This window comes from Streptomyces recifensis (genome assembly GCF_002154615.1).
Classification (GTDB): domain Bacteria; phylum Actinomycetota; class Actinomycetes; order Streptomycetales; family Streptomycetaceae; genus Streptomyces; species Streptomyces griseoluteus.
On sequence record NZ_MUNH01000109.1, the window covers coordinates 1 to 20295 of the forward strand.

Annotated in this window: 16 protein-coding genes and 3 pseudogenes; 15 read left to right on the forward strand and 4 right to left on the reverse strand. The window is 70.8% G+C overall.

Annotated features, from left to right (window positions below; translation table 11 throughout):
* From CCN33_RS06960 to CCN33_RS06985, 6 genes and pseudogenes are all read left to right on the forward strand, one after another.
* Positions 1-194 (forward strand): annotated as a pseudogene (locus CCN33_RS06960) (phosphocholine cytidylyltransferase family protein); the annotation flags it as partial.
* A complete protein-coding gene (locus CCN33_RS06965; RefSeq protein ID WP_086692317.1) occupies positions 182-1243 on the forward strand; it encodes an iron-containing alcohol dehydrogenase family protein in 1062 nt (353 codons plus the stop codon). The pseudogene CCN33_RS06960 and the gene CCN33_RS06965, both read left to right, overlap by 13 nt.
* Before the next feature lie 191 nt (positions 1244-1434).
* Positions 1435-1755: a 50S ribosomal protein L21 gene (gene rplU, locus CCN33_RS06970; protein WP_030815038.1), complete on the forward strand. Its 321-nt coding sequence runs from the start codon at positions 1435-1437 to the stop codon at positions 1753-1755.
* Positions 1756-1769: 14 nt separating this feature from the next.
* Positions 1770-2024: a 50S ribosomal protein L27 gene (gene rpmA, locus CCN33_RS06975; RefSeq protein ID WP_030815036.1), complete on the forward strand. Its 255-nt coding sequence runs from the start codon at positions 1770-1772 to the stop codon at positions 2022-2024.
* 127 nt (positions 2025-2151) lie between these two features.
* The gene (obgE, locus tag CCN33_RS06980; RefSeq protein WP_086692319.1) at positions 2152-3597 is read left to right on the forward strand and encodes a GTPase ObgE; all 1446 of its coding nucleotides are present in this window, start codon (positions 2152-2154) and stop codon (positions 3595-3597) included.
* Between the two features lie 214 nt (positions 3598-3811).
* Positions 3812-5872, forward strand: a complete 2061-nt coding sequence (locus CCN33_RS06985; RefSeq protein WP_244173714.1) for a glycosyltransferase family 4 protein — start codon at positions 3812-3814, stop codon at positions 5870-5872.
* A 92-nt stretch (positions 5873-5964) separates the two neighbouring features.
* Here the strand turns inward: CCN33_RS06985 and CCN33_RS06990 are convergent, their stop codons facing one another.
* The gene (locus CCN33_RS06990) at positions 5965-9528 is read right to left on the reverse strand and encodes a bifunctional glycosyltransferase/CDP-glycerol:glycerophosphate glycerophosphotransferase (protein ID WP_086692321.1); all 3564 of its coding nucleotides are present in this window, start codon (positions 9526-9528) and stop codon (positions 5965-5967) included.
* A gap of 27 nt (positions 9529-9555) precedes the next feature.
* Positions 9556-11787 carry a bifunctional glycosyltransferase/CDP-glycerol:glycerophosphate glycerophosphotransferase gene (locus CCN33_RS06995; protein ID WP_086692323.1) on the reverse strand — a complete coding sequence of 744 codons (2232 nt, stop codon included), beginning with the start codon at positions 11785-11787 and terminating at the stop codon, positions 9556-9558.
* Positions 11788-12067: 280 nt separating this feature from the next.
* On the opposite strand from CCN33_RS06995, the gene galE reads away from it, so the two are divergent.
* A complete protein-coding gene (gene galE, locus CCN33_RS07000) occupies positions 12068-13039 on the forward strand; it encodes a UDP-glucose 4-epimerase GalE (protein WP_086692325.1) in 972 nt (323 codons plus the stop codon).
* A gap of 68 nt (positions 13040-13107) precedes the next feature.
* On the opposite strand, the gene CCN33_RS07005 is transcribed toward galE, so the two are convergent.
* On the reverse strand, positions 13108-13845 hold the full coding sequence (locus CCN33_RS07005) for a L,D-transpeptidase family protein (protein ID WP_425275831.1): 738 nt from the start codon (positions 13843-13845) through the stop codon (positions 13108-13110).
* Positions 13846-14012: 167 nt separating this feature from the next.
* On the opposite strand from CCN33_RS07005, the gene proB reads away from it, so the two are divergent.
* The 7 genes and pseudogenes from proB to CCN33_RS07035 all read left to right on the forward strand — a co-directional run bounded on the left by proB (position 14013) and on the right by CCN33_RS07035 (position 19145).
* The gene (gene proB, locus CCN33_RS07010; RefSeq protein WP_086692326.1) at positions 14013-15119 is read left to right on the forward strand and encodes a glutamate 5-kinase; all 1107 of its coding nucleotides are present in this window, start codon (positions 14013-14015) and stop codon (positions 15117-15119) included.
* Between the two features lie 160 nt (positions 15120-15279).
* On the forward strand, positions 15280-15705 hold the full coding sequence (locus CCN33_RS07015) for a hypothetical protein (RefSeq protein ID WP_086692328.1): 426 nt from the start codon (positions 15280-15282) through the stop codon (positions 15703-15705).
* A 73-nt stretch (positions 15706-15778) separates the two neighbouring features.
* Entirely contained in the window at positions 15779-17065 is a 1287-nt protein-coding gene (locus CCN33_RS07020) for a glutamate-5-semialdehyde dehydrogenase (RefSeq protein WP_086692330.1), read from the forward strand.
* 96 nt (positions 17066-17161) lie between these two features.
* A pseudogene (locus CCN33_RS32815) lies at positions 17162-17590 on the forward strand (SCO2584 family spore wall biosynthesis protein); the annotation flags it as partial.
* A gap of 21 nt (positions 17591-17611) precedes the next feature.
* A pseudogene (locus CCN33_RS32465) lies at positions 17612-17920 on the forward strand (roadblock/LC7 domain-containing protein); the annotation flags it as partial.
* Between the two features lie 18 nt (positions 17921-17938).
* The gene (locus tag CCN33_RS07030) at positions 17939-18352 is read left to right on the forward strand and encodes a DUF742 domain-containing protein (protein ID WP_086692333.1); all 414 of its coding nucleotides are present in this window, start codon (positions 17939-17941) and stop codon (positions 18350-18352) included.
* 190 nt (positions 18353-18542) lie between these two features.
* Positions 18543-19145 (forward strand): GTP-binding protein, encoded by a 603-nt coding sequence (locus CCN33_RS07035; RefSeq protein WP_086692341.1) that lies wholly within the window; start codon positions 18543-18545, stop codon positions 19143-19145.
* A gap of 7 nt (positions 19146-19152) precedes the next feature.
* Here the strand turns inward: CCN33_RS07035 and CCN33_RS07040 are convergent, their stop codons facing one another.
* A complete protein-coding gene (locus tag CCN33_RS07040; protein ID WP_086692335.1) occupies positions 19153-19581 on the reverse strand; it encodes a PPOX class F420-dependent oxidoreductase in 429 nt (142 codons plus the stop codon).
* A 92-nt stretch (positions 19582-19673) separates the two neighbouring features.
* Here CCN33_RS07040 and CCN33_RS07045 point away from each other — a divergent pair, with 92 nt between their 5' ends.
* Positions 19674-20087: a roadblock/LC7 domain-containing protein gene (locus tag CCN33_RS07045; RefSeq protein ID WP_030803533.1), complete on the forward strand. Its 414-nt coding sequence runs from the start codon at positions 19674-19676 to the stop codon at positions 20085-20087.
* Positions 20088-20295 lie beyond the last annotated feature (208 nt).

The window sequence follows — 20295 nt, forward strand, 5'->3', positions numbered from 1 at the left end:
CGGCCGAGGAGCTGGCCGACGCGCTGCGCGCCACCTTCGAGCGCGACCCGCAGCTCTACTACGAGGACGGGTACCAGGAGCTGGTCGACCGCGGCTTCCGGATCGACGTCCAGCCCATCGGTGACGTCTCCTGGGTCGAGATCGACAATCACGACGACCTCGCCAAGGGACGGGAGATCGCGTGCCGATACTGACCCGGCTCATCCCCTCGCCGGTCGTCGTCGACATCCGCCCGGGTGCCCTCGCCGACCTGGCGAGCATCCTCGCCGACCAGCGCATCTCGCACTCCGGCCGCCTGGCCGTCGCCGTCAGCGGCGGCTCCGGCGCCCGGCTGCGCGAGCGGGTCGCCCCCCAGCTGCCGGGCGCGACCTGGTACGAGGTCGGCGGCGGCACCCTCGACGACGCCGTGCGCCTCGCGGACGAGATGAAGTCCGGCCGCTACGACGCCGTGGTCGGGCTCGGCGGCGGGAAGGTCATCGACTGCGCCAAGTACGCGGCGGCCCGCATCGGCCTGCCGCTGGTCGCGGTCGCCACCAACCTGTCCCACGACGGCATCTGCTCGCCGGTGTCCATCCTGGACAACGACGCGGGCCGGGGTTCGTACGGGGTGCCGACGCCCATCGCGCTGCTGATCGACACCGACATCATCCGCGAGACCCCGGTGCGCTTCGTGCGCTCGGGGATCGGGGACGCGGTGTCGAACATCTCGGCCGTCGCGGACTGGGAGCTGGCCAACCGGGTCAACGGCGAGAAGATCGACGGTCTCGCCGCCGCCATGGCCCGCCAGGCGGGCGAGGCGGTGCTCCGGCACCCCGGCGGCTGCGGCGACGACGCGTTCCTCGCGGTGCTCGCCGAGGGTCTCGTGCTGTCCGGCATCGCCATGTCGATCGCCGGCCACACCCGCCCGTCCTCCGGCGCCTGCCACGAGATCAGCCACGCGCTCGACCTGCTCTTCCCCAAGCGTGCCGCCAGCCACGGCGAGCAGGTCGGCCTCGGCGCCGCCTTCGCCATGCATCTGCGCGGCGACCACGAGGGCTCGTTCCTCATGGCCGCCTCGCTGCGCAGGCACGGGCTGCCGGTGCTGGCCGAGGAGATCGGGTTCACCGTGGACGAGTTCGTCCGGGCCGTGGAGTTCGCACCGGAGACCCGGCCCGGCCGGTACACGATTCTGGAGCACCTGGACCTGTCCCCGGACCGGATCAGGCAGGCGTACGCCGACTACACGGCCTCGCTGGAGCGCTGATCAGAGCCCGGTTTGACCCGTACGGGACGCCCCCGTACTCTTGACCGTCGGCGTGTCATTTGAACGCGCCACATCCCCGTAAACCTTCTCCTCCCGGTCGCCTGGGTGCGGTCGGGAGAGGTCGTTCATGGTGTTCTGCCGGTCCGGCTGGCCTGCGGGGGTGCCGTCCTTCGAGCGAAAGTGAGATCCGCGTGTACGCCATCGTGCGCAGCGGTGGTCGCCAGCACAAGGTTGCTGTCGGCGACATCGTTGAGGTTGACAAGATTTCCACGGCCAATGTTGGCGACACGGTCGAGCTCTCGACCCTGCTCGTTGTCGACGGTGACTCCGTGACCAGCGACCCGTGGGTGCTGGCCGGCATCAAGGTCCAGGCCGAGGTCGTGGACCACCACAAGGGCCAGAAGATCGACATTCTGCGCTACAAGAACAAGACCGGCTACCGCCGTCGTCAGGGCCACCGCCAGCAGTACACGGCGATCAAGGTCACTGAGATCCCCGCGGCTGCGAAGTAAGGGACTGAGAAGACATGGCACACAAGAAGGGCGCATCGTCCACCCGGAACGGTCGCGACTCCAATGCCCAGCGGCTCGGCGTGAAGCGCTTCGGCGGTCAGGTCGTCAGCGCTGGTGAGATCCTCATCCGCCAGCGCGGCACCCACTTCCACCCCGGCGCCGGCGTCGGCCGTGGCGGCGACGACACGCTGTTCGCCCTCCAGCCCGGTGCGGTGGAGTTCGGCACCCACCGCGGCCGCAAGGTCGTGAACATCGTTCCGGTCGCCTGAATCCCTGATTCACGGCCGCGAGCGTAAAAGCTGCGCGAGGCGGACCTCACTTCCCGGTCGGGAAGGCGGGTCCGCCTTTCGCGTGTTGACATAGGTATTACCCGTACTTTTCTGGAGGCACCGAACCATGACCACCTTCGTGGACCGCGTCGAACTGCATGTCGCCGCGGGTAACGGAGGCCACGGCTGTGCCTCCGTCCACCGTGAGAAGTTCAAGCCGCTGGGCGGTCCCGACGGCGGCAACGGCGGGCGGGGCGGCGACGTCATCCTGACCGTCGACCAGTCCGTGACCACGCTGCTCGACTACCACCACTCCCCGCACCGCAAGGCCACCAACGGCAAGCCCGGCGAGGGCGGCCACCGCTCCGGCAAGGACGGCCAGGACCTGGTCCTCCCCGTCCCCGACGGCACGGTCGTCCTGGACAAGGCCGGCAATGTGCTGGCCGACCTCATCGGGCACGGCACCTCCTACGTCGCCGCACAGGGCGGCCGGGGCGGCCTCGGCAACGCGGCGCTCGCCAGCGCCCGCCGCAAGGCCCCCGGCTTCGCGCTGCTCGGCGAGCCCGGTGACCTCCAGGACGTGGTCCTGGAGCTGAAGACCGTCGCCGACGTGGCCCTGGTCGGCTACCCGAGCGCGGGCAAGTCCTCGCTGATCTCGGTGCTCAGCGCTGCCAAGCCGAAGATCGCGGACTACCCCTTCACCACCCTGGTCCCCAACCTCGGTGTGGTGACCGCCGGTTCGACCGTCTACACCATCGCCGACGTGCCGGGTCTCATCCCCGGCGCCAGCCAGGGCAAGGGCCTGGGACTCGAGTTCCTGCGCCACGTGGAGCGCTGCTCGGTGCTGGTGCACGTGCTGGACACCGCCACGCTGGAGTCCGACCGCGACCCGCTCTCCGACCTCGACATCATCGAGGAGGAACTGCGCAGCTACGGCGGTCTGGAGGACCGGCCCCGCATCGTCGTCCTCAACAAGATCGACGTGCCCGACGGCAAGGACCTCGCCGAGATGGTCCGCCCCGACCTGGAGGCGCGCGGCTACCGTGTCTTCGAGGTCTCCGCGGTGGCCCACACCGGTCTGCGCGAGCTGACCTACGCCCTCGGTGACCTGGTCGGCCAGGCGCGTGCCGCCAAGCCGCAGGAGGAGGCGACGCGCATCGTCATCCGGCCCAAGGCCGTGGACGACGCGGGCTTCACCGTCACCCGCGAGGAACTCGAAGGCGAGCCGGTCTACCGGGTGCGCGGCGAGAAGCCGGAGCGCTGGGTGCGCCAGACCGACTTCAACAACGACGAGGCCGTCGGCTACCTCGCCGACCGCCTCAACCGCCTCGGCGTCGAGGACCGGCTGACGAAGGCGGGCGCCCGTGCGGGCGACGCCGTCGCCATCGGCCCCGAGGAGAACGCGGTCGTCTTCGACTGGGAGCCCACCGTCACCGCCGGCGCCGAGATGCTCGGCCGCCGAGGCGAGGACCACCGCTTCGAGGAGGAGCGCCCGGCGGCCCAGCGCCGCAGGGACCGCCAGGCCGAACGCGACGAGGCGCAGAAGGAGTTCGACGACTTCGAGCCCTTCTAGGACGCGAAGGTCAGCCACTGGGCCGGGAAGGCGGCGCCGGAATCCCCCTCTGAAGAGGGTTTCCGGTGCCGCCCCCGGCCTTCGCGTTGCGCCCGGCGCGGGCAAGTGACCGACATATGGCCTCTTGGCGAACAACCTTTTACCGCATCCCCCCGTCTAGTCACCAGACTTGGAACACGGGAGGCGCTCAGGCGCCATGGGGGAAGAGCACACAGTGAAGATCGCATTCCTGGTCCGCGACCTGTGCCACATGGGCGGGGTGGTGAGCGCGACCCAGAACCTCGCCGGGGCGCTCGCCGAGAGGCACGAGGTCGAGATCGTCGCGCTGCGCAAGGTCCGCGACGAGTCGTACTTCCCGCTGGACCCGCGGGTGACGGTCCGGGCCCTGACCGACCTGCGCCCTCACTCGCCGGTCTCGGACCTGGACGATCCGCTGGCCGACCGGTTCACGCTGGTCTACCCGCCGAACGCAGGGGTCGAGAAGCCGGTGGTCAGCCGGCTGGCCGAACTGCGGCTGCTGGACTACCTCGCCACCACCGACGCGGACGTGGTGGTGAGCTCCAACCCGCGCATCACCGTGCTGCTGGCGCACGCCCGGGGGGACTTTCTGCGGGTCGCCCAGGAGCACTCGATGCCGCTCATCTACGCCGACGACGTGAAGAAGAAGCTCTTCCCCGCCTATCTCCACCTGGACGCGCTGACCGCGCTCACCCCCGAGGAGACCGACAGCATCGCCGGGCAGGTGCCCGGCGTCCGCGACCGGCTCGCGGTGATGCCCAACTGCGTGCCGGCCGCGCCGGTCCGCTCGCGCGGCACCAACAAGGTCGTCATCTCCGCGGGCCATCTCACCGGCAACAAGAACCACGCGCTGCTCGTCGAGGCGTTCGCGCAGGTGCACGCCGAGGCCCCGGACTGGACGCTGCGGATCTACGGCAGCGGTGCCGAGAAGGCCCGCCTGCGGGCCCGTATCCACGAACTCGGTCTGTCCAACCATGTGTTGCTGATGGGTCCGGCCGCGCCGGTGACGCCCGAGTTCGGCAAGGGCTCGCTCTTCGTGCTTCCTTCCAAGCGGGAGGCGTTCGGCAACGTCATCGTGGAGGCCATGGCGGCGGGACTGCCCGTCGTCAGCACGGACGCCGACCACGGCCCGCGCAACATCCTCACCGACGGTGAGGACGGTTTCATCGTGCCGTCCGGCGACGTGGACGCCATGGCGGAGGCCATACTGCGGCTGGTCCGGGACGACGAGCTGCGGCTGAAGATGGCCGAGGCCGCGGTGACCGGCGCCGAGCGCTTCCAGGAGACGGCGAGCCGGGAGCGGTTCGAGGAGATCCTCGCGCAGGCGTACGCCCGCAAGGAGCTGCCCCGTGACGTCACCGTACGGGCCGACGACCGGGGGAGCCTGCACATCGCCGTGGGCACGCTGCCCGCCGGCGCCGAGGGTGCCGAGCTGGTGCTGCGCAAGGAGGGCAAGGCCCCCGAGGAGCGCCGGTTCGCACTGACCCCCGGCGGCGACGCGCTCGTGCCCTGGGACGGCGGACTCCCGCAGGGCACCTGGCAGTTGGCCCTGGCCACCCCGGCGGGCGCCGAGGTGCCGCTGTTCGCCGACGGCTACGGCTGCGACACGCGGGACCTCCTCGCGGTCGAACTGCCCCGCACCGAGGGCCCGTCGCTCGCGCTACTGCTGCCCCACCGGGACCAGGAGGGCCGGCTGCGGGTGCGCAGCGTGCTGCGCGCGATCCACGCCGAGGCCGGGACCGTCGAGGTCGACGAGCGGACCCTGCGCCTTCGGGCCGGCCTGTGGGGCGCGAAGGCCGGCGAGGGCGCGGTGCTGGAGGCGGTGCACCGGCGCGACAAGAAGCGCGTGCTGTCCTTCCCGCTCCAGGACGCGGGGGACGGCACCGTCACCGCCGTCGTGGACTGCGCGGCCCTGGCGGAGGAGCACACCGGCGGGGCGGGCTCGGAGATCGTCTGGGACTTCTGGGTGCGCCCGGCGGCCGGTGCCGAGCGGGTGGCGCTGGCGAAGCTGGCCACCGACGTGCTCAGCCCGATCGACGTGTTCGTGCTGCCCAGGCCGGTGCTCGTCACCGAGGAGGCCGTGGCCGGCGCCCTCCAGGAGCGCTCCTTCTCCCTGGGCGAGCGTGCCCTCCGGGAGGCCAGGCGGGTGCTGAAGCCTGCCCCGCGGCCGAAGCCGGAGGTCCGCCGCCGGGAGACCGAGCTGCGGCCCTACTTCACCCTGACCGGCCAGTTCGCGGTGAAGACCGTCCGCCTCTGAGCCCACCGGGACGACAGGGCCCACCGGGACGACAAAGGGGGCCGGGCCCGGAGGACATTCCCTCCGGGCCCGGCCCCTTGACGCGCTCCGGCTCAGATCTCCTTGGCCTGCTCCAGCATCCGGTCCACGACCCGCGCCGAGGCGTGGCCGTCGTCCAGGTCGCAGAACAGGTGGTGGAAGCGGTCGAACCGCTCCTGGTACTCCGCGGACACCGTGTCGATGTCGCGGATCGCGCTCACCAGGTCCTCGGAGTTGTCGATCAGCGGACCGGGCGAGTCCTTCTCGAAGTCGAAGTAGAACCCGCGCAGCTTGTCGCGGTAGTGCTCCAGGTCGTACGTGAAGAAGAGCATCGGCCGCTTGAGGTGGGCGTAGTCGAACATCACGGACGAGTAGTCAGTGATCATGATGTCCGCCGCCAGGTACAGGTCGGCGATGTCCGGGTACTCCGAGGCGTCGAAGACGAAGCCGTTGCCCGCCCCGGGCACCGCGTCGACCACGTTGGAGTGGCGGCGGATCAGCAGCACGTGGTCGTCGCCGAGGCGGCGGCGCGCGTCCTCCAGGTCGATCCGCAGGTCGAACAGGTACTGGCCGGCGCTGTGCGACTGGTCGTCGCGCCAGGTCGGCGCGTACAGCACGACCTTCTTGTCCTTCGGGATGCCCAGCGACTCCCGGACCTTCGCCGCGATCTTGTCCTTGTCCGGGGAGTACAGGTAGTCGTTGCGGGGGTAGCCCGCCTCCTGGATCTCACCGTCGTAGGAGAAGGCGCGCTTGAGGATCGGCGTGGAGAAGCGGTTGGAGGAGACCAGCAGGCTCCAGTTCTTCGCCTCCAGTGCCAGCCGGTTCTGGTACTCGCGGTCGAAGTAGAGGGTCTCGATGTCGTGACCGATCTTCTTCAGCATGGTGCCGTGCCAGGTCTGCACGATGACCTGGCCGGGGCGGCGCTCCACCCACTCGGGCAGGTGCCCGTTGGTGACGATGTAGCGCGAGGTGGCCAGCGCCTCGAACCACTCCCGGCCCCACATACGGACCTTCTCGGCGGTGGGCGGCAGGACCACCTGGCCGTCGCGCACGGCCCACAGGAACTTCATGTCGCTGCCCCGGCGCAGCAGTTCCTCGTGCATGGCACGCGGGCTGTCCGAGTACTGCTTGCCGTTGTAGCTGAGGAAGAACACCTGGTCGCGCAGCGGCTGCTCGCGGCCGGGCTCGTACACCTCGCGGCGCAGCTGGAGCATGCGGTACGGGCCGCGCTCCAGGTCGGTCAGCTCCGAGCGGCAGTTGAGCTGCGGGAAGTCGCCCCAGCGGCTCTCGAACCAGTAGCGGCGGCCGCCCAGTTCGGTGTGGAGCGGGAACTGCGCGGAGGCGAGCCGGTCGATGACGAACTCGGCGTCCGGCACGCTCTCGTTCTCGCTGCGCAGCAGCAGGTTCCAGCGGCCGGCCTTCAGCGGGACCCCGCCGGAGCCGCCCATCACGGACGGGTCGAAGGAGACGGTGAAGGTGCCGTCGTCCGCCCAGTCCACCGACGCCTTGCGCTCGTCGAAGCGGTTGCTGGCCTTGAGCACCAGCTCGGAGCCGATCAGCTCGCGCGAGGCACGGCCGCCGACGGCGATCCTGCCCTCCCGGACGGCGACCGAGGTCAGCACGGCCCGGCGCACCCGGCCGACGATCTTCAGATAGCCGTTGTTGCCGGAGATCAGGGCGACCTCGCGGTTGGCGCCGGCCGCGCCGAAGGACTCGGGCACGTCGGCGGAGAGGTCCGCGAGGCCCTCGCTCATGACACTGCCGAACTGGCGCTGCGTCCCGTCCGGGGACTTGGCCAGCAGCGCGACACTCCACAGCCGGCGCTCGGGCTGGGCGTGGTCGTCGACGTCCTCGCTGGCCAGCAGCACCACGTCGGCCAGTGGCACCCGGCTCTGGAACGTGGTGCGCGTCCCCGCGCGGCCGACGTCGATCGGGTACCAGCGGACCTCGCCGCTCTTGGCGTTGGTCAGCCGCAGCGACAGCGTCTCGCCGGACTTCAGGTCGGTGCGCAGCTCGCCGTCGATCTCGACCGAGTCCGCGGTGAGCCGGCGGTCGGTGATCAGCGCGCGCACCTTCTCCACGCGCAGCTTGAGCGCGCCGCGCTCCACGACCGGCAGCATCCGGAAGTCGTCGTCGAGCCACTGGTACGGCGCGAAGTTGGCCGCCGAGCCGCCGCGCGCCCACACCGCGCTGCGGCGCACCAGGCCGGAGGCGTAGACGTTGATGCCGACGTGCCACAGGCCCTCGCGCCAGGCGCCGCCCTTGCGCAGCTTGGCCGGGTCCAGCTCCAGCTCCCAGCCGGCCCAGTCGTAGTTGTAGCGCTTCTGGCCGGAGTCGGTGGTGGTCTCCGGGCGGTAGACGTTCTTCGCGGGGAGGAACATGCGCTGGCGCGAACCGGACCGCTTGAGCTGGAGGACCTTCAGGCTGCTCCGCTTCGCCGACATGTCGATCTTGTCGATGTAGGCGTCGCCGGACAGCAGCAGCTTGCCGTTGCGCCAGGTCGCCGCGCGCAGCGGGGCGCGCAGGCCGAGGTCGCCGTCGATGCGCAGCGCCGCCTTGGGCAGCTCGAAGCCGCTCTCCTCCAGCGTGCGGAAGCTGGCGTACTTGCGGAAGGTGCCGGAGACCTCGACCGGGTCCTTGCGGCGCTGGGAGGCCAGCAGGGCGATCAGCTCGGGCATGGCGTGCTTGCGCACCAGCAGCCACTGGACGCGCAGGTCCGTCGGCAGCGCCATGACGATCTTCGGGTCGATGGTGTCGAGGAAGCGGTTGGTCGCCTCCAGGAACGCCTCGTGGAACTCGGCGGTCGCGTCCGGCACCACCCGCAGGAACAGGCGGAGGTCGTCGCGGAGCACGCGGTCGTCGTACTGGCGCTTGTACTCGGCGAACTCGGCGCCGGGCTGCTGGGCGAGGTAGTCGCTGACCATGCTGACCGCGGTGACCCGGTCGCGGATGGCCTGCGGCTCCCGGCGGCGCTGGGTGATCGACGGGGCCGACTCGCCCTCGCGCAGCCGCCAGTAGTAGGTCGGCTCGCCGATGATGTCGATCGCCTCGGCCTTGTAGTGCGCCGGGAGCACCACCGGGATGTCCTCGTGCAGGATGCCCTCGGGGAAGGAGAAGCCCTGGCCCTCCCAGAAGGTCCGGCGGAAGACCTTGTTGCAGGCGATGCGGTCGGCGACCAGCTTCGGGATCTTCGAGATGTGGGTGCGCTTGCGGGCCTCGCCGGCCAGCATCCTCAGCAGCGGCACCTGCCAGGAGCGCTCGCCCTTGAGGTGGAAGACGTTGCCGGTGGCGAAGTCCGAGCCGGTCTCGTCCAGGCTGCTCACCATCAGCCGGTAGGCGTCCGGCGGGATGACGTCGTCACTGTCGACGAAGGTCAGGTACTCCGCGTCGGCGGACATGTGCGCGATGCCCGTGTTGCGGGCCGCGCCGAGGCCGGCGTTCTCCTTGCGGATGAGGTGGAACCGCTCGTCGCGGGCCGCGTACTCGGCGGCTATCGCGGCCGAGTCGTCGGGCGAACCGTCGTCGACCATCAGGACCTCGAGGTCCTGGAAGGTCTGCGCCGCCAGCGAGTCGAGGCAGGCGGGCAGGTAGCGCTCCACGTTGTAGATGGGGACGATCACACTGAGCCGAGGGGCCATGGTCGGGTTGTCTCTCCTCATGAGTGGTCAGGCCCGCTCGAGCGGTTCGAGCGCCTGCGGGGGAGTCGGTGCGTGGTGGCGGTCGGCGAACGGGACGAGGGGCAGCATGTCCTCCTCGCCGAGGAAGACCCGGCGCACCACCCGCTCGGCCGCGTGGCCGTCGTCGAATTCGCAGTAGCGCCTGCGGAACCGGTCACGGTAGCGGGCCGCCTCCGGCCCGTCGTACTCGCCCGATTCGAGGAGCCTGATCAGCTCCGCCTGCGAGGTGGCCACCGCGCCGGGCGGCTCCTCCATCAGGTTGAAGTAGGTGCCGCGCACCGCCGAGTAGATGTCCCAGTCGGAGGCGTAGATGATGACGGGCCGGTCCAGCACCGCGTAGTCGAACATCGCGGAGGAGTAGTCCGTGATCAGGGCGTCCGCGGCGAGGTACAGCTCCTCCACGCGCGGGTGCCCCGAGACGTCGACGATACGGCCGCTGCGGCGCAGCTCCTCCACGTGGGGGGAGTTGCCGTAGAAGTAGTGGCCGCGCACCATCAGCGTGACGTCCGGGCCGAGTTCGTCGGCGAGCCGGACCAGGTCGAGGCTGGGGGTGAAGCCGGCCTGGTACTCGCGGTGGGTCGGCATGTAGAGGAACGCCCGCGTGCCGTCGGCGAGTTCGAGTGAGGCGCGGGCCCGGCGCACGTCCTCGGCGGTGGCGTTGACGAGGATGTCGTTGCGCGGGTAGCCGGTCTCCAGCGAGACGTACGAGCAGGGGTAGACCCGCTCCCACACCGTGGTGGAGAACCGGTTGGAGCTGAGGCTGAAGTCCCAGCGGTCGCAGCGCTCCAGGAGCTTGTCGAAGCTCATGTTGGTGGACGCCGGGTACTTGCGCTGGTCCAGGCCCATGGTCTTCAGCGGGGTGCCGTGATGGGTCTGGAGGTGGATCTGGCCCTCGCGCTTGACCACGCTGTCCGCGAAGTTCACGTTGTTCACGAGGTACTTGGCGCGAGCCAGCACCGACCAGTACTCGCGCGAGCCGACCCGCACGAACTCGTGTCCGGCCGGCACCCGGTCCACCGCGTCGGCCTGGACCGCCCACACCCGGCGCACCTGCGGTGCCAGCCGGGCGAGTTCGGCGTCGATGGCCGCCGGGTTGCAGGAGACGCTGCGGCTCCAGTAGGCGGAGAACAACGCCAGGTTCTCGTCCAGCGGCAGCTTGAGCTGCGACTGGTAGAACACGCCCATCGCGTTGCGCTTGGACTGGTTCAGGGTGGTGCGGGCCCGGCGGCGGACCGCCTGGCGGAGCTTCACCGCGCCCAGCGCGCTCGCCATCGTGAGGTACGAACCCCGCTCCAGCATCGCGTACTTGTGGCCGAGGTTGCCGCCGGGCCGGGCGAAGCCCTTGGGCAGGCGCGCGCGGTAGTCGGCGGAGGCGCGGCGGAAGAACTCGGCCCGCGCGTTCTGCGGCAGCCGGCCGGGCTTGGTGAGGACGGTCAGGTAGTGGTCGACCATCTTGCGGAACAACGGCCCGCGCCACTGGTCGAGTTCGGGGTGCGCGTCCAGGAAGTCGAAGATGCGCGCGTACTGGTCGAAGACGTCGAAGTGCTTGCGGCTGACCGTCTTGAGGATGTTGCCGCCCTCGCGGCGCTGGCGGTACATCACGCAGACCCGGTCCAGCACGGCGATGTGCTCGGCGCTGATCATCGAGCAGAACGTCCAGGGGGCGTCCTCGTAGTAGCCGGGCGGGAAGCTCAGGCCCATGCGCAGGACGAAGTCGCGGCGGTACGCCTTGTTCCAGACGATCTGGAGCAGGTCCAGCAACTGCGGACGCCCGGACAGCGGGAAGGACTCCGGGCCGTCGGGGCGGAGCAGGGCGGCGCGCATGTTCGGGCGGACCCTGCCGTCCCAGTAGCTGCGCGCGTAGTCGTAGACGAGTATCTCCGGGTCACCGGCGGCCTCGAGCCGCCCGGCTATCGCCCGCAGCGCGCCCTCGGTGAGGGTGTCGTCGCTGTCGAGGAACAGGAGGTACTCACCCGTCGCCTTTTCCATGCCCGCGTTGCGCGCACGGCCGAGGCCCACGTTCTCCGTGAGGTGAATCACGTGAATACGGGGGTCACGCTCGGCGTACTCATCGAGAATGGCGCCCGAGGCATCCGGGGAACAGTCGTCGACGGCGATGACCTCGAAGTCCGGAAAGTCCTGTTCGAGGATCGAGTCGAGGCACTCCGCGAGGTACGCCTGCACCTTGTACGCAGGGACGACGAGAGAGAGTTTGGGCATCCTTTACAACCTGTTCCGAGAACCGATCACGTGAGTGTGGGCCGGGACCGGAGTGAACTCTGAGTGAACTCTGTCCGCCGACGGGCCCAATCGTGCCGCCGCCACAGAGTACAAGGACGCTCCCGCAGCGCGAATCGCTCCTTTCCGCCGGGCGACGTGGTCCATCTCATATCTCCACTCACGTCCCCTTTCGGAATGTCCGTCACGGGATGTCGGATTCGATTTTCCCCGGACCATCAAGGAGTCTGCTGCCGGTAAGGAACTTCGAGGAGGCCCTGGAATGAGCTGGCTGATCACGGGAGGCGCCGGGTACATCGGCTCGCACGTGGTGCGCGCGATGACGGCGGGCGGCGAGAGCGTCGTCGTGTACGACGACCTGTCGACGGGCAGTGCCGACCGGGTCCCCGCCGGGGTTCCGCTGGTCGTGGGCAGCGTGCTGGACCAGGAACTGCTCGAGAACACCCTGCGCGAGCACGGCGTGACCGGCGTGGTGCACATCGCCGCCAAGAAGCAGGTGGGGGAGTCGGTCGAGCGCCCGCTCCACTACTACCGCGAGAACGTGACGGGCCTGCAGACCCTGCTCGCCGCCATGACGGCCACCGGGGTGGAGCGGGTCGTCTTCTCCTCCTCCGCCGCGGTCTACGGCATGCCCGACGTCGACCTCGTGACCGAGGACACCCCGTGCGCCCCGATGAGCCCCTACGGGGAGACCAAGCTCGTCGGTGAGTGGCTCATCGCGGCCGCCGCCCGCGCCCACGGCCTGCGCGCCGTCAGCCTGCGCTACTTCAACGTCGCCGGAGCGGCCGCGCCCGAACTCTCCGACGAGGGCGTGTTCAACCTCATCCCCATGGTCTTCGAGCGCCTGGAGGCGTCCGAGGCCCCCCGCATCTTCGGCGACGACTACGCCACCGAGGACGGCACCTGCGTACGGGACTACATCCACGTCCAGGACATCGCCTCCGCCCACCAGGCCGCCGCCGTCCGGCTGCGCGAGGCCCCCGAGGGCACGTCGCTGGTCCTCAACATCGGCCGGGGCGAGGGCAGTTCGGTCCGCGAGATGGTGGACCGCATCCTCAAGACCACCGGCAACGAGGACGTCACCCCCCAGGTCACCGAGCGCCGTGCCGGCGACCCCGCCCGCGTGGTGGCCGCCGCCGACCGCATCCACGCCGAGCTGGGCTGGACGGCCCGGCACGGCCTGGACGAGATGATCGACTCCGCCTGGCAGGGCTGGCGCCACCGCCACGGCTGATCCCGGACAGCGAGAAGCGCCGGTGCGGACATGCGCACCGGCGCTTCATCGTGTTCCCACCCGCGGATTCACCCCTTCAGATCCGCCGCATCGCCCATCACCACGACCGGATGCCGCTTCGGGTCCAGCGTGCGCAGCAGGTACTCCATGTCGGCCTTCGACTGGCTCACGCACGCCGACGTACCGCTGCCGTGGTCCATGTGCAGCCAGATGCCGCCGCCCTTGGACTGCCCCTGCGGGCGCGTCTGGTCGTTGGGCGGGGTGCCCTTGACGCGGTTGTAGTCGATGGCGATGACGAGGTCGAAGTCGTGCCAGTACGACTTCTTCCAGTAGCGCGGCGCCTGGAAGGCGGCCGACTCGGTGTAGGGCAGCCTGGCCTCCGGCTGGGCCAGCACCCCGCCGGCGTCGCTGAGGGTGAACACCCCGACGGGGCTGCGCAGATCGCCCTCGTGGTGGTCGGTCGTCCAGCCCTTGCGGCCGTTGTGGGTGTCCCAGGCGCGCTCCCGCGTCCAGGTCGACCCCTGCTTCGTGTACAGCGCCGCGTGCGAGTCGGCCGAGTTCCGCCCCTCGCCGGAGACGACCAGCACCTGCCGGGACTCCTCCGGCACGCGCTTCCACAGCCGGTCACCGACGCCGGGCACCCGCTTCAGGCCGGCCTCCGGGGCCTTTCTGTCCTCCCGGGCCGGCGCGGAAGCCGAGTCCTTCTTCTCCGGACCCCCGCACCCCGTCGCCCCGAGGACGAGCAACGCCCCGCCCACCGCAGCCGCAACCGCTCGCACCGCACCGCCTTTTCGCATGGGCTCCATGGTCGCAGAACGTGCCCCGCCCGCACGCCGTACCTTCACCGCACCCGCCGTCCGCCTGCTGAAACCCGTATGCACCGGCCACCGGCATTCCCGTAGATTGCGGGCACACGGACCGGGGTGACAGGGCGAGAGGAGAAGCGGGCAAGGTGGCAAGCGCAAGGCAGACCGTGGGGGACGCCCGGCGGATCGTCGTCAAGGTGGGGTCCTCCTCGCTGACCACCGCCGCCGGCGGGCTCGACGCGGACCGCGTGGACGCGCTGGTCGACGTACTGGCGAAGGTGCGCGGCGGCGGGGAGAAGGAGATCGTGCTGGTCTCCTCCGGTGCCATCGCCGCCGGACTCGCCCCGCTCGGCCTGGACCGCCGCCCCAAGGACCTCGCCCGCCAGCAGGCCGCCGCCAGCGTCGGCCAGGGCCTGCTGGTCGCCCGGTACACCGCCTCCTTCGCCCGCTACGGCGTCCGCGTCGGCCAAGTCCTGCTCACCAGCGACGACATGAGCCGCCGCGCCCACCACCGCAACGCCTCCCGCACCCTGGACAAGCTGCTGGCGATGGGCGCCTTCCCGGTCGTCAACGAGAACGACACCGTCGCCACCGACGAGATCCGCTTCGGCGACAACGACCGCCTCGCCGCCCTCGTCGCCCACCTCGTCCACGCCGACCTGCTGGTCCTCCTCTCCGACATCGACGGCGTCTACGACGGCGACCCCGCCCGCCCCGGCACCTCCCGCATCGCCGAGGTGCGCGGCCCGGCCGACCTCGACGGGGTCGAGATCGGCAGCGCGGGCAAGGCGGGCGTCGGCACCGGGGGCATGGTCACCAAGGTCGAGGCCGCCCGGATCGCGGCCGCCGCGGGCATCCCCGTGGTGCTCACCAACGCCGTGCACGCCGCCGACGCCCTCGCGGGCGGCGACACCGGCACCTGCTTCCACCCCACCGGCAAGCGCTCGGCGGGCCGGCTGCTCTGGCTCCAGCACGCCTCCACCCCGCAGGGCTCCCTCACCCTGGACGACGGCGCGGTGCGCGCGGTGGTCGAGCGGCACAGCTCCCTGCTGCCGGCCGGGATCGCCGCCGTCACCGGCGAGTTCAGCGCCGGGGACCCGGTGGAGCTGCGGGACCGGGCGGGGCACGCGGTGGCGCGGGGACTGGTGAACTTCGACGCCAGGGAGCTGCCCCAACTGCTCGGGCGTTCGACCCGCGAGCTGGCACGCGAGCTGGGCCCCGCCTACGAGCGCGAGGTCGTCCACCGGGACGACCTGGTACTCCTGCACCCCTGACCGCCGGCCCGGCGGCGGAAAACCCCGGCACGCCGGAGGACCCCGGTGGGGGACGTTCCGTAAAACCGCCACGCGGAGCCCTGCGGCCTGCTCAACTTTGTTGCGGGGGCGTGTTGAAGGGACACGTTCCGTCAAGGGGCCATGCGTGAAGGAGGCCGTCGTGAGACGAGTCCGTCCCGGGGCGGCGTCCCGCGGTGCTCTGACGAGCGTCGCGGCCGGGGACACCTACGAGGAGCCCAAGGACCTGCCCCGCCTGTGGCACGTCACCCTCAGCGTCTCCGGGGAGGGCGTCCCCGTACAGGACCTGCGGCGGGCCCTGGAGCAGCTCGCGCACGACCACCCCTTCCTCCTGACCAGCAGATACGCCGGTGACCACGCGGAGATCCGGTACTGGGAGGAGGCCCGCGACCTGCACGACGCGGCCGCCGTCGCGCTGCGGCTGTGGGGCGAGCACCGGCAGACCGCCGGGCTGCCGCCCTGGGAGATCGTCGGCCTGGAGGTCATCGACCGCGAGACCTACCACCAGCGCCTCGCCGAGGGCTACGGGCCGGCACCGGCCACCCCCGTAGGGGTCCACCCGTTCTGACGGGCTCCCTCCGCCCCGTCTCGCGTTACGGGACGGCCCCTGAGGGCCGAAGGCCGCGCACTACCCTTCCCCCATGACCACGCTCTCCCCGTACGACTCCCTCTCGCCGGTCACCCGGGCCGCCTACCGGGCCAAGGCCGCCGCCGCCGACCTCGCGCCGCTCCCGCGCGCCGACAAGGACGACGCGCTGCTCGCCGTCGCGGACGCGCTGGAGGTCCGCACCGCCGAGATCGTGGCCGCCAACGCCCGTGACGTGGCCAGGGCGCGGGAGAACGGCACCAGCGAGTCCGTCGTGGACCGGCTCACCCTCACCCCGGAGCGGGTCCGGGCCATCGCCGCCGACGTGCGCGACGTGGCGAAGCTGCCCGACCCGGTCGGTGAGATCGTCCGCGGCAACACCCTGCCCAACGGCATCGACCTGCGCCAGGTCCGCGTCCCGCTGGGCGTCGTCGGCATCATCTACGAGGCCCGGCCCAACGTCACCGTCGACGCCGCCGCGCTCTGCCTGAAGTCCGGCAACGCCGTCCTGCTGCGCGGCTCCGCCTCCGCCTACGAGTCCAACACCGCGCTGGTCGGGGTGATCCGGGACGCCGTGGGCGGCGCCGGGCTGCCCGCCGACGCCGTGCAGCTCGTGCCGGGGGAGAGCCGGGAGAGCGTGCGCGAGCTGATGCGCGCCCGCGGCCTGGTCGACGTGCTCATCCCGCGCGGCGGCGCCTCCCTGATCCGGACCGTGGTCGGCGAGTCCACCGTCCCCGTCATCGAGACCGGCACCGGCAACTGCCACGTCTACGTGGACGCCGACGCCGACATCGACATGGCGATCGACATCCTGGTCAACTCCAAGGCGCAGCGGGTCAGCGTCTGCAACGCCGCCGAGACCCTGCTGGTCCACCAGGACATCGCCGCCGCCTTCCTGCCCCGCGCCCTGGACGCGCTCGCCGAGGCCGGGGTCACCGTGCATGCCGACCCGCGCGTCCTGGCCCACGCCGAGGGCACCAGGGCGAACGTGGTGGAGGCCGTGCCGGAGGACTGGGAGACCGAGTACCTGTCGTACGACATCGCCGCCGCCGTGGTCGACTCCCTCGACAAGGCCGTCGAGCACATCCGGCTGTGGAGCTCCGGCCACACCGAGGCGATCGTCACCACCAGTCAGCAGGCCGCCCGGCGCTTCACCCGACTGGTGGACTCCACCACGGTGGCCGTGAACGCCTCCACCCGCTTCACCGACGGCGGCCAGTTCGGCTTCGGCGCGGAGATCGGCATCTCCACCCAGAAGCTGCACGCCCGCGGCCCCATGGGCCTTCCGGAGCTGACCAGCACCAAGTACATCGTCACCGGCGACGGCCACGTACGCCCCTGAGCACCTTCACCGGAAGGTCACGGGACGGCGGACGAATTTCCATACCGTCTGCCCAAATTGACCCCCCAGGTCTACTCTGGACCCGTGCCGGAGGACGTGGGGGGCACGCCGTTCCCTGACGGCTGGGAGCCCGACGACGACCACGACCGCGGAATGTCGGACGAAGAGTTCGCCTCCGTGGTGTTCGACGCGGCCTTCGTCGCCGCCGCCACCGTCCACGAGCCCACCGCCGTGGAGCGCCTCCTCGCCGCCGCCGAGGCGAGAGCCGAGGCGTCCGAGGCCGACGGCCGCCGCACCCACGCCCCCGCCGACCCCTACGACGAGGGTTACGGCCCCGAGGGCAGCGGTTTCGGCCACGACCTGGACGACGACGACCTCGACGGCCGTTACGCCCACGACGGCCACGAGGGCCCGCTGGCGGGCCTGCGCTGGCACCGGCCCGTGGCCTGGCTGCTCGCCGTGGTGATGGGCGTCGGCATGGTCGCGCTGGCCTTCGCCGCCGTCTACCGGGGCGCCTCCTCGGGCAGCCGGGACCAGGTGCCCGCGCCCGCCTCCACCGGCCTCGGCCGCGACGACGCCGAACACCTCGCCGCCGTGGCCTCCGGCTTCAACAGCCTGGCCAAGGGCACAGGACGCCATTTCGGCGCGGGCGGTGTGCGCCAGACCATGGTGGAGCTGGATGACGCCTTCCTCTTCGTGGTCTCCGCCGGCGACGGCTCCTGCCTCGCCGTCCTCACGGCCGCAACCGCCGACATCGGCTTGGTCGCCTACGAGATGGCACGCCTGGTCAGGCGCGTGGGTGAACACCTCTACGCGGCACCGCGGGTCACCTCCCCGCCACCCGCGGCAGGCTGACCGGGAAGGCCGGAACGGATGACCGAGAACCCGCCGGGAGACCTCCACGACGAGGGCAGCCAGTGGTACGACGGCGAGGCCGGACCCTTGGTGCGCCCCTACGCCATGACCGGTGGACGTACCCAGCCCGGCCCGACCGGGGTGCCCTTCGACCTCATCGCCCTGGTCACCCTCGACCCCGCCGCGCCGGGTATGGACGGCGACAGCGCGCTGGGCCCGGAACACCGGACCCTGATCGAGCTGTGCCGCACCGAGACGCAGTCGGTCGCGGAACTCGCGGCCGACGCCGACCTGCCCGTGGGTGTGGTCCGCGTTCTCCTGGGCGACCTGCTGGAGCTCGGCTGCGTCACCGTCAGCCGCCCGGTGCCGCCCGCGCATCTGCCGGACGAGCGGATTCTGCGCGAGGTCATCGAAGGATTGCGGGCCCTGTAGATGAACGTTCACGACCGACCCGGCGCCTCTTCGGCCGCCGTTCCGCATGCTTCCGGTGGCCAATCGGCCGGAAGTCGGTCATATCTGGTGCTTTTCAGTCCAAATGCCCGACACGGTGTCGAAGTTGTCATGATGCTGACCCCACGCCCGAGCACGTCGACCCCAGCCGGCCCTCCCGAGAGAAGTGATCATGGCCTCTGAGCACGTCGAAGCCGCCGACGACATCTCCGCCCTGGCGCTGAAGATACTGGTGGCGGGGGGATTCGGCGTCGGCAAGACCACACTGGTCGGCTCCGTCAGCGAGATCCGGCCGCTGCGCACCGAGGAACTGCTCAGCGAGGCGGGTCAGCTGGTCGACGACACCGACGGCGTGGACCGGAAGGTCACCACCACCGTGGCGATGGACTTCGGCCGCATCACCATCCGTTCCGGCCTCGCCCTCTACCTGTTCGGGACGCCTGGACAGGACCGCTTCTGGTTCATCTGGGACGAGCTCTCACAAGGCGCTCTCGGAGCCGTGGTTCTCGCCGACACCCGCCGCCTGGAGGACTGCTTTCCGGCGGTCGACTACTTCGAGCACCGGCGCATCCCGTTCGTCGTCGCCGTCAACTGCTTCCCCGGCGCGCGCCCCTACGGCGCCCAGGACGTCTCTCGCGCCCTCGACCTGGACCAGGGAACCCCCGTAGTGCTCTGTGACGCCCGTGACCGCGACTCCGGCAAGGAGGTCCTGATCCGCCTCGTCGAGTACGCCGGGCGCATGCACACCGCCCGGCTTCTCGACTCGGTGAGCTGAGGCCGCCTCAGTCCGCGAGGTCCTGCACGGCCACCACATGGTCGATGTGCACTCGCACCAGCAGCTCACCCGGAACGCCGTTGCGGGCGCCGAACTCCTCGGCGCGGTCCTCGCCCATGTACCGCGCGGCGATCCGGGTGGCCCACCGGCGGATCTCGTCCAGATCCTCGGACAGCCGGGCCTGTCCGTTCAGCACCACGAACGAGAACGGCGGCCGCTCGTCGTCCACGCAGAGCGCGACCCGCGGGTCACGGGCGAGATTGCGCCCTTTCACTGTCTCCTCACCGGTGTTGAAGACCAGCTCGTCACCGTCGAGCAGGAACCAGATCGGGGCGATATGAGGGCTTCCATCGGCCCTTACGGTCGCCAGCTTGCCGGTTCGGGTGCCGTGGGAGACGAACGCCCGCCATTCCTCGTCGGTCATCTTGTGTGCCATGAGCCCATCCTGCTTGCCCGGACGCCGGAGGTGGGGAAGGCTTGCGGAAAGCTCCTCCAGCCAGGGGGAGAGGCCACACGGGGAGAACGAACATGGCGCAGAACCAGGGACTGGGCTGGCTCCTGGACGATCTCACCCAGCGCGTGGACCACGTGCGGCACGCGCTGGTGCTCTCGAACGACGGACTGGTCACCGGGGCGAGCACCGGACTACGGCGCGAGGACGCGGAGCATCTGGCGGCCGTCTCCTCCGGGCTGCACAGCCTGGCAAAGGGCTCGGGCCGCCACTTCGGCGCGGGCCGCGTCCGGCAGACCATGATCGAGTACGACGACGCCGTACTCTTCGTCACCGCTGCCGGACCCAGCAGTTGCCTGTGCCTGCTCAGCGGTGCGGAAGCGGACATCGGGCAGATCGCCTACGAGATGACGCTGCTTGTGAACCGCGTCGGCGAACATCTCGGGGTGAATGCCCGGCAGCCCGAACACTCTCCAGTCTCCGAACTCTGACCAGCGGATTTACGGAGAGTGCGGAGGGTTATCCACAGGCCCGACACAGAGTGCGCGGACATGGCTACGGTGTGTGCACGGCGAACGCGCAGGGCGTGAGCCGACCACTCCACGGGGGAGCAGAGCCATGCCGGGAACCACCATCGCATCCGTGACCACCCTGACCCCGGAGCGCCCCGCGCTCTGCGCACCGAGCCGCGCGGCTCGG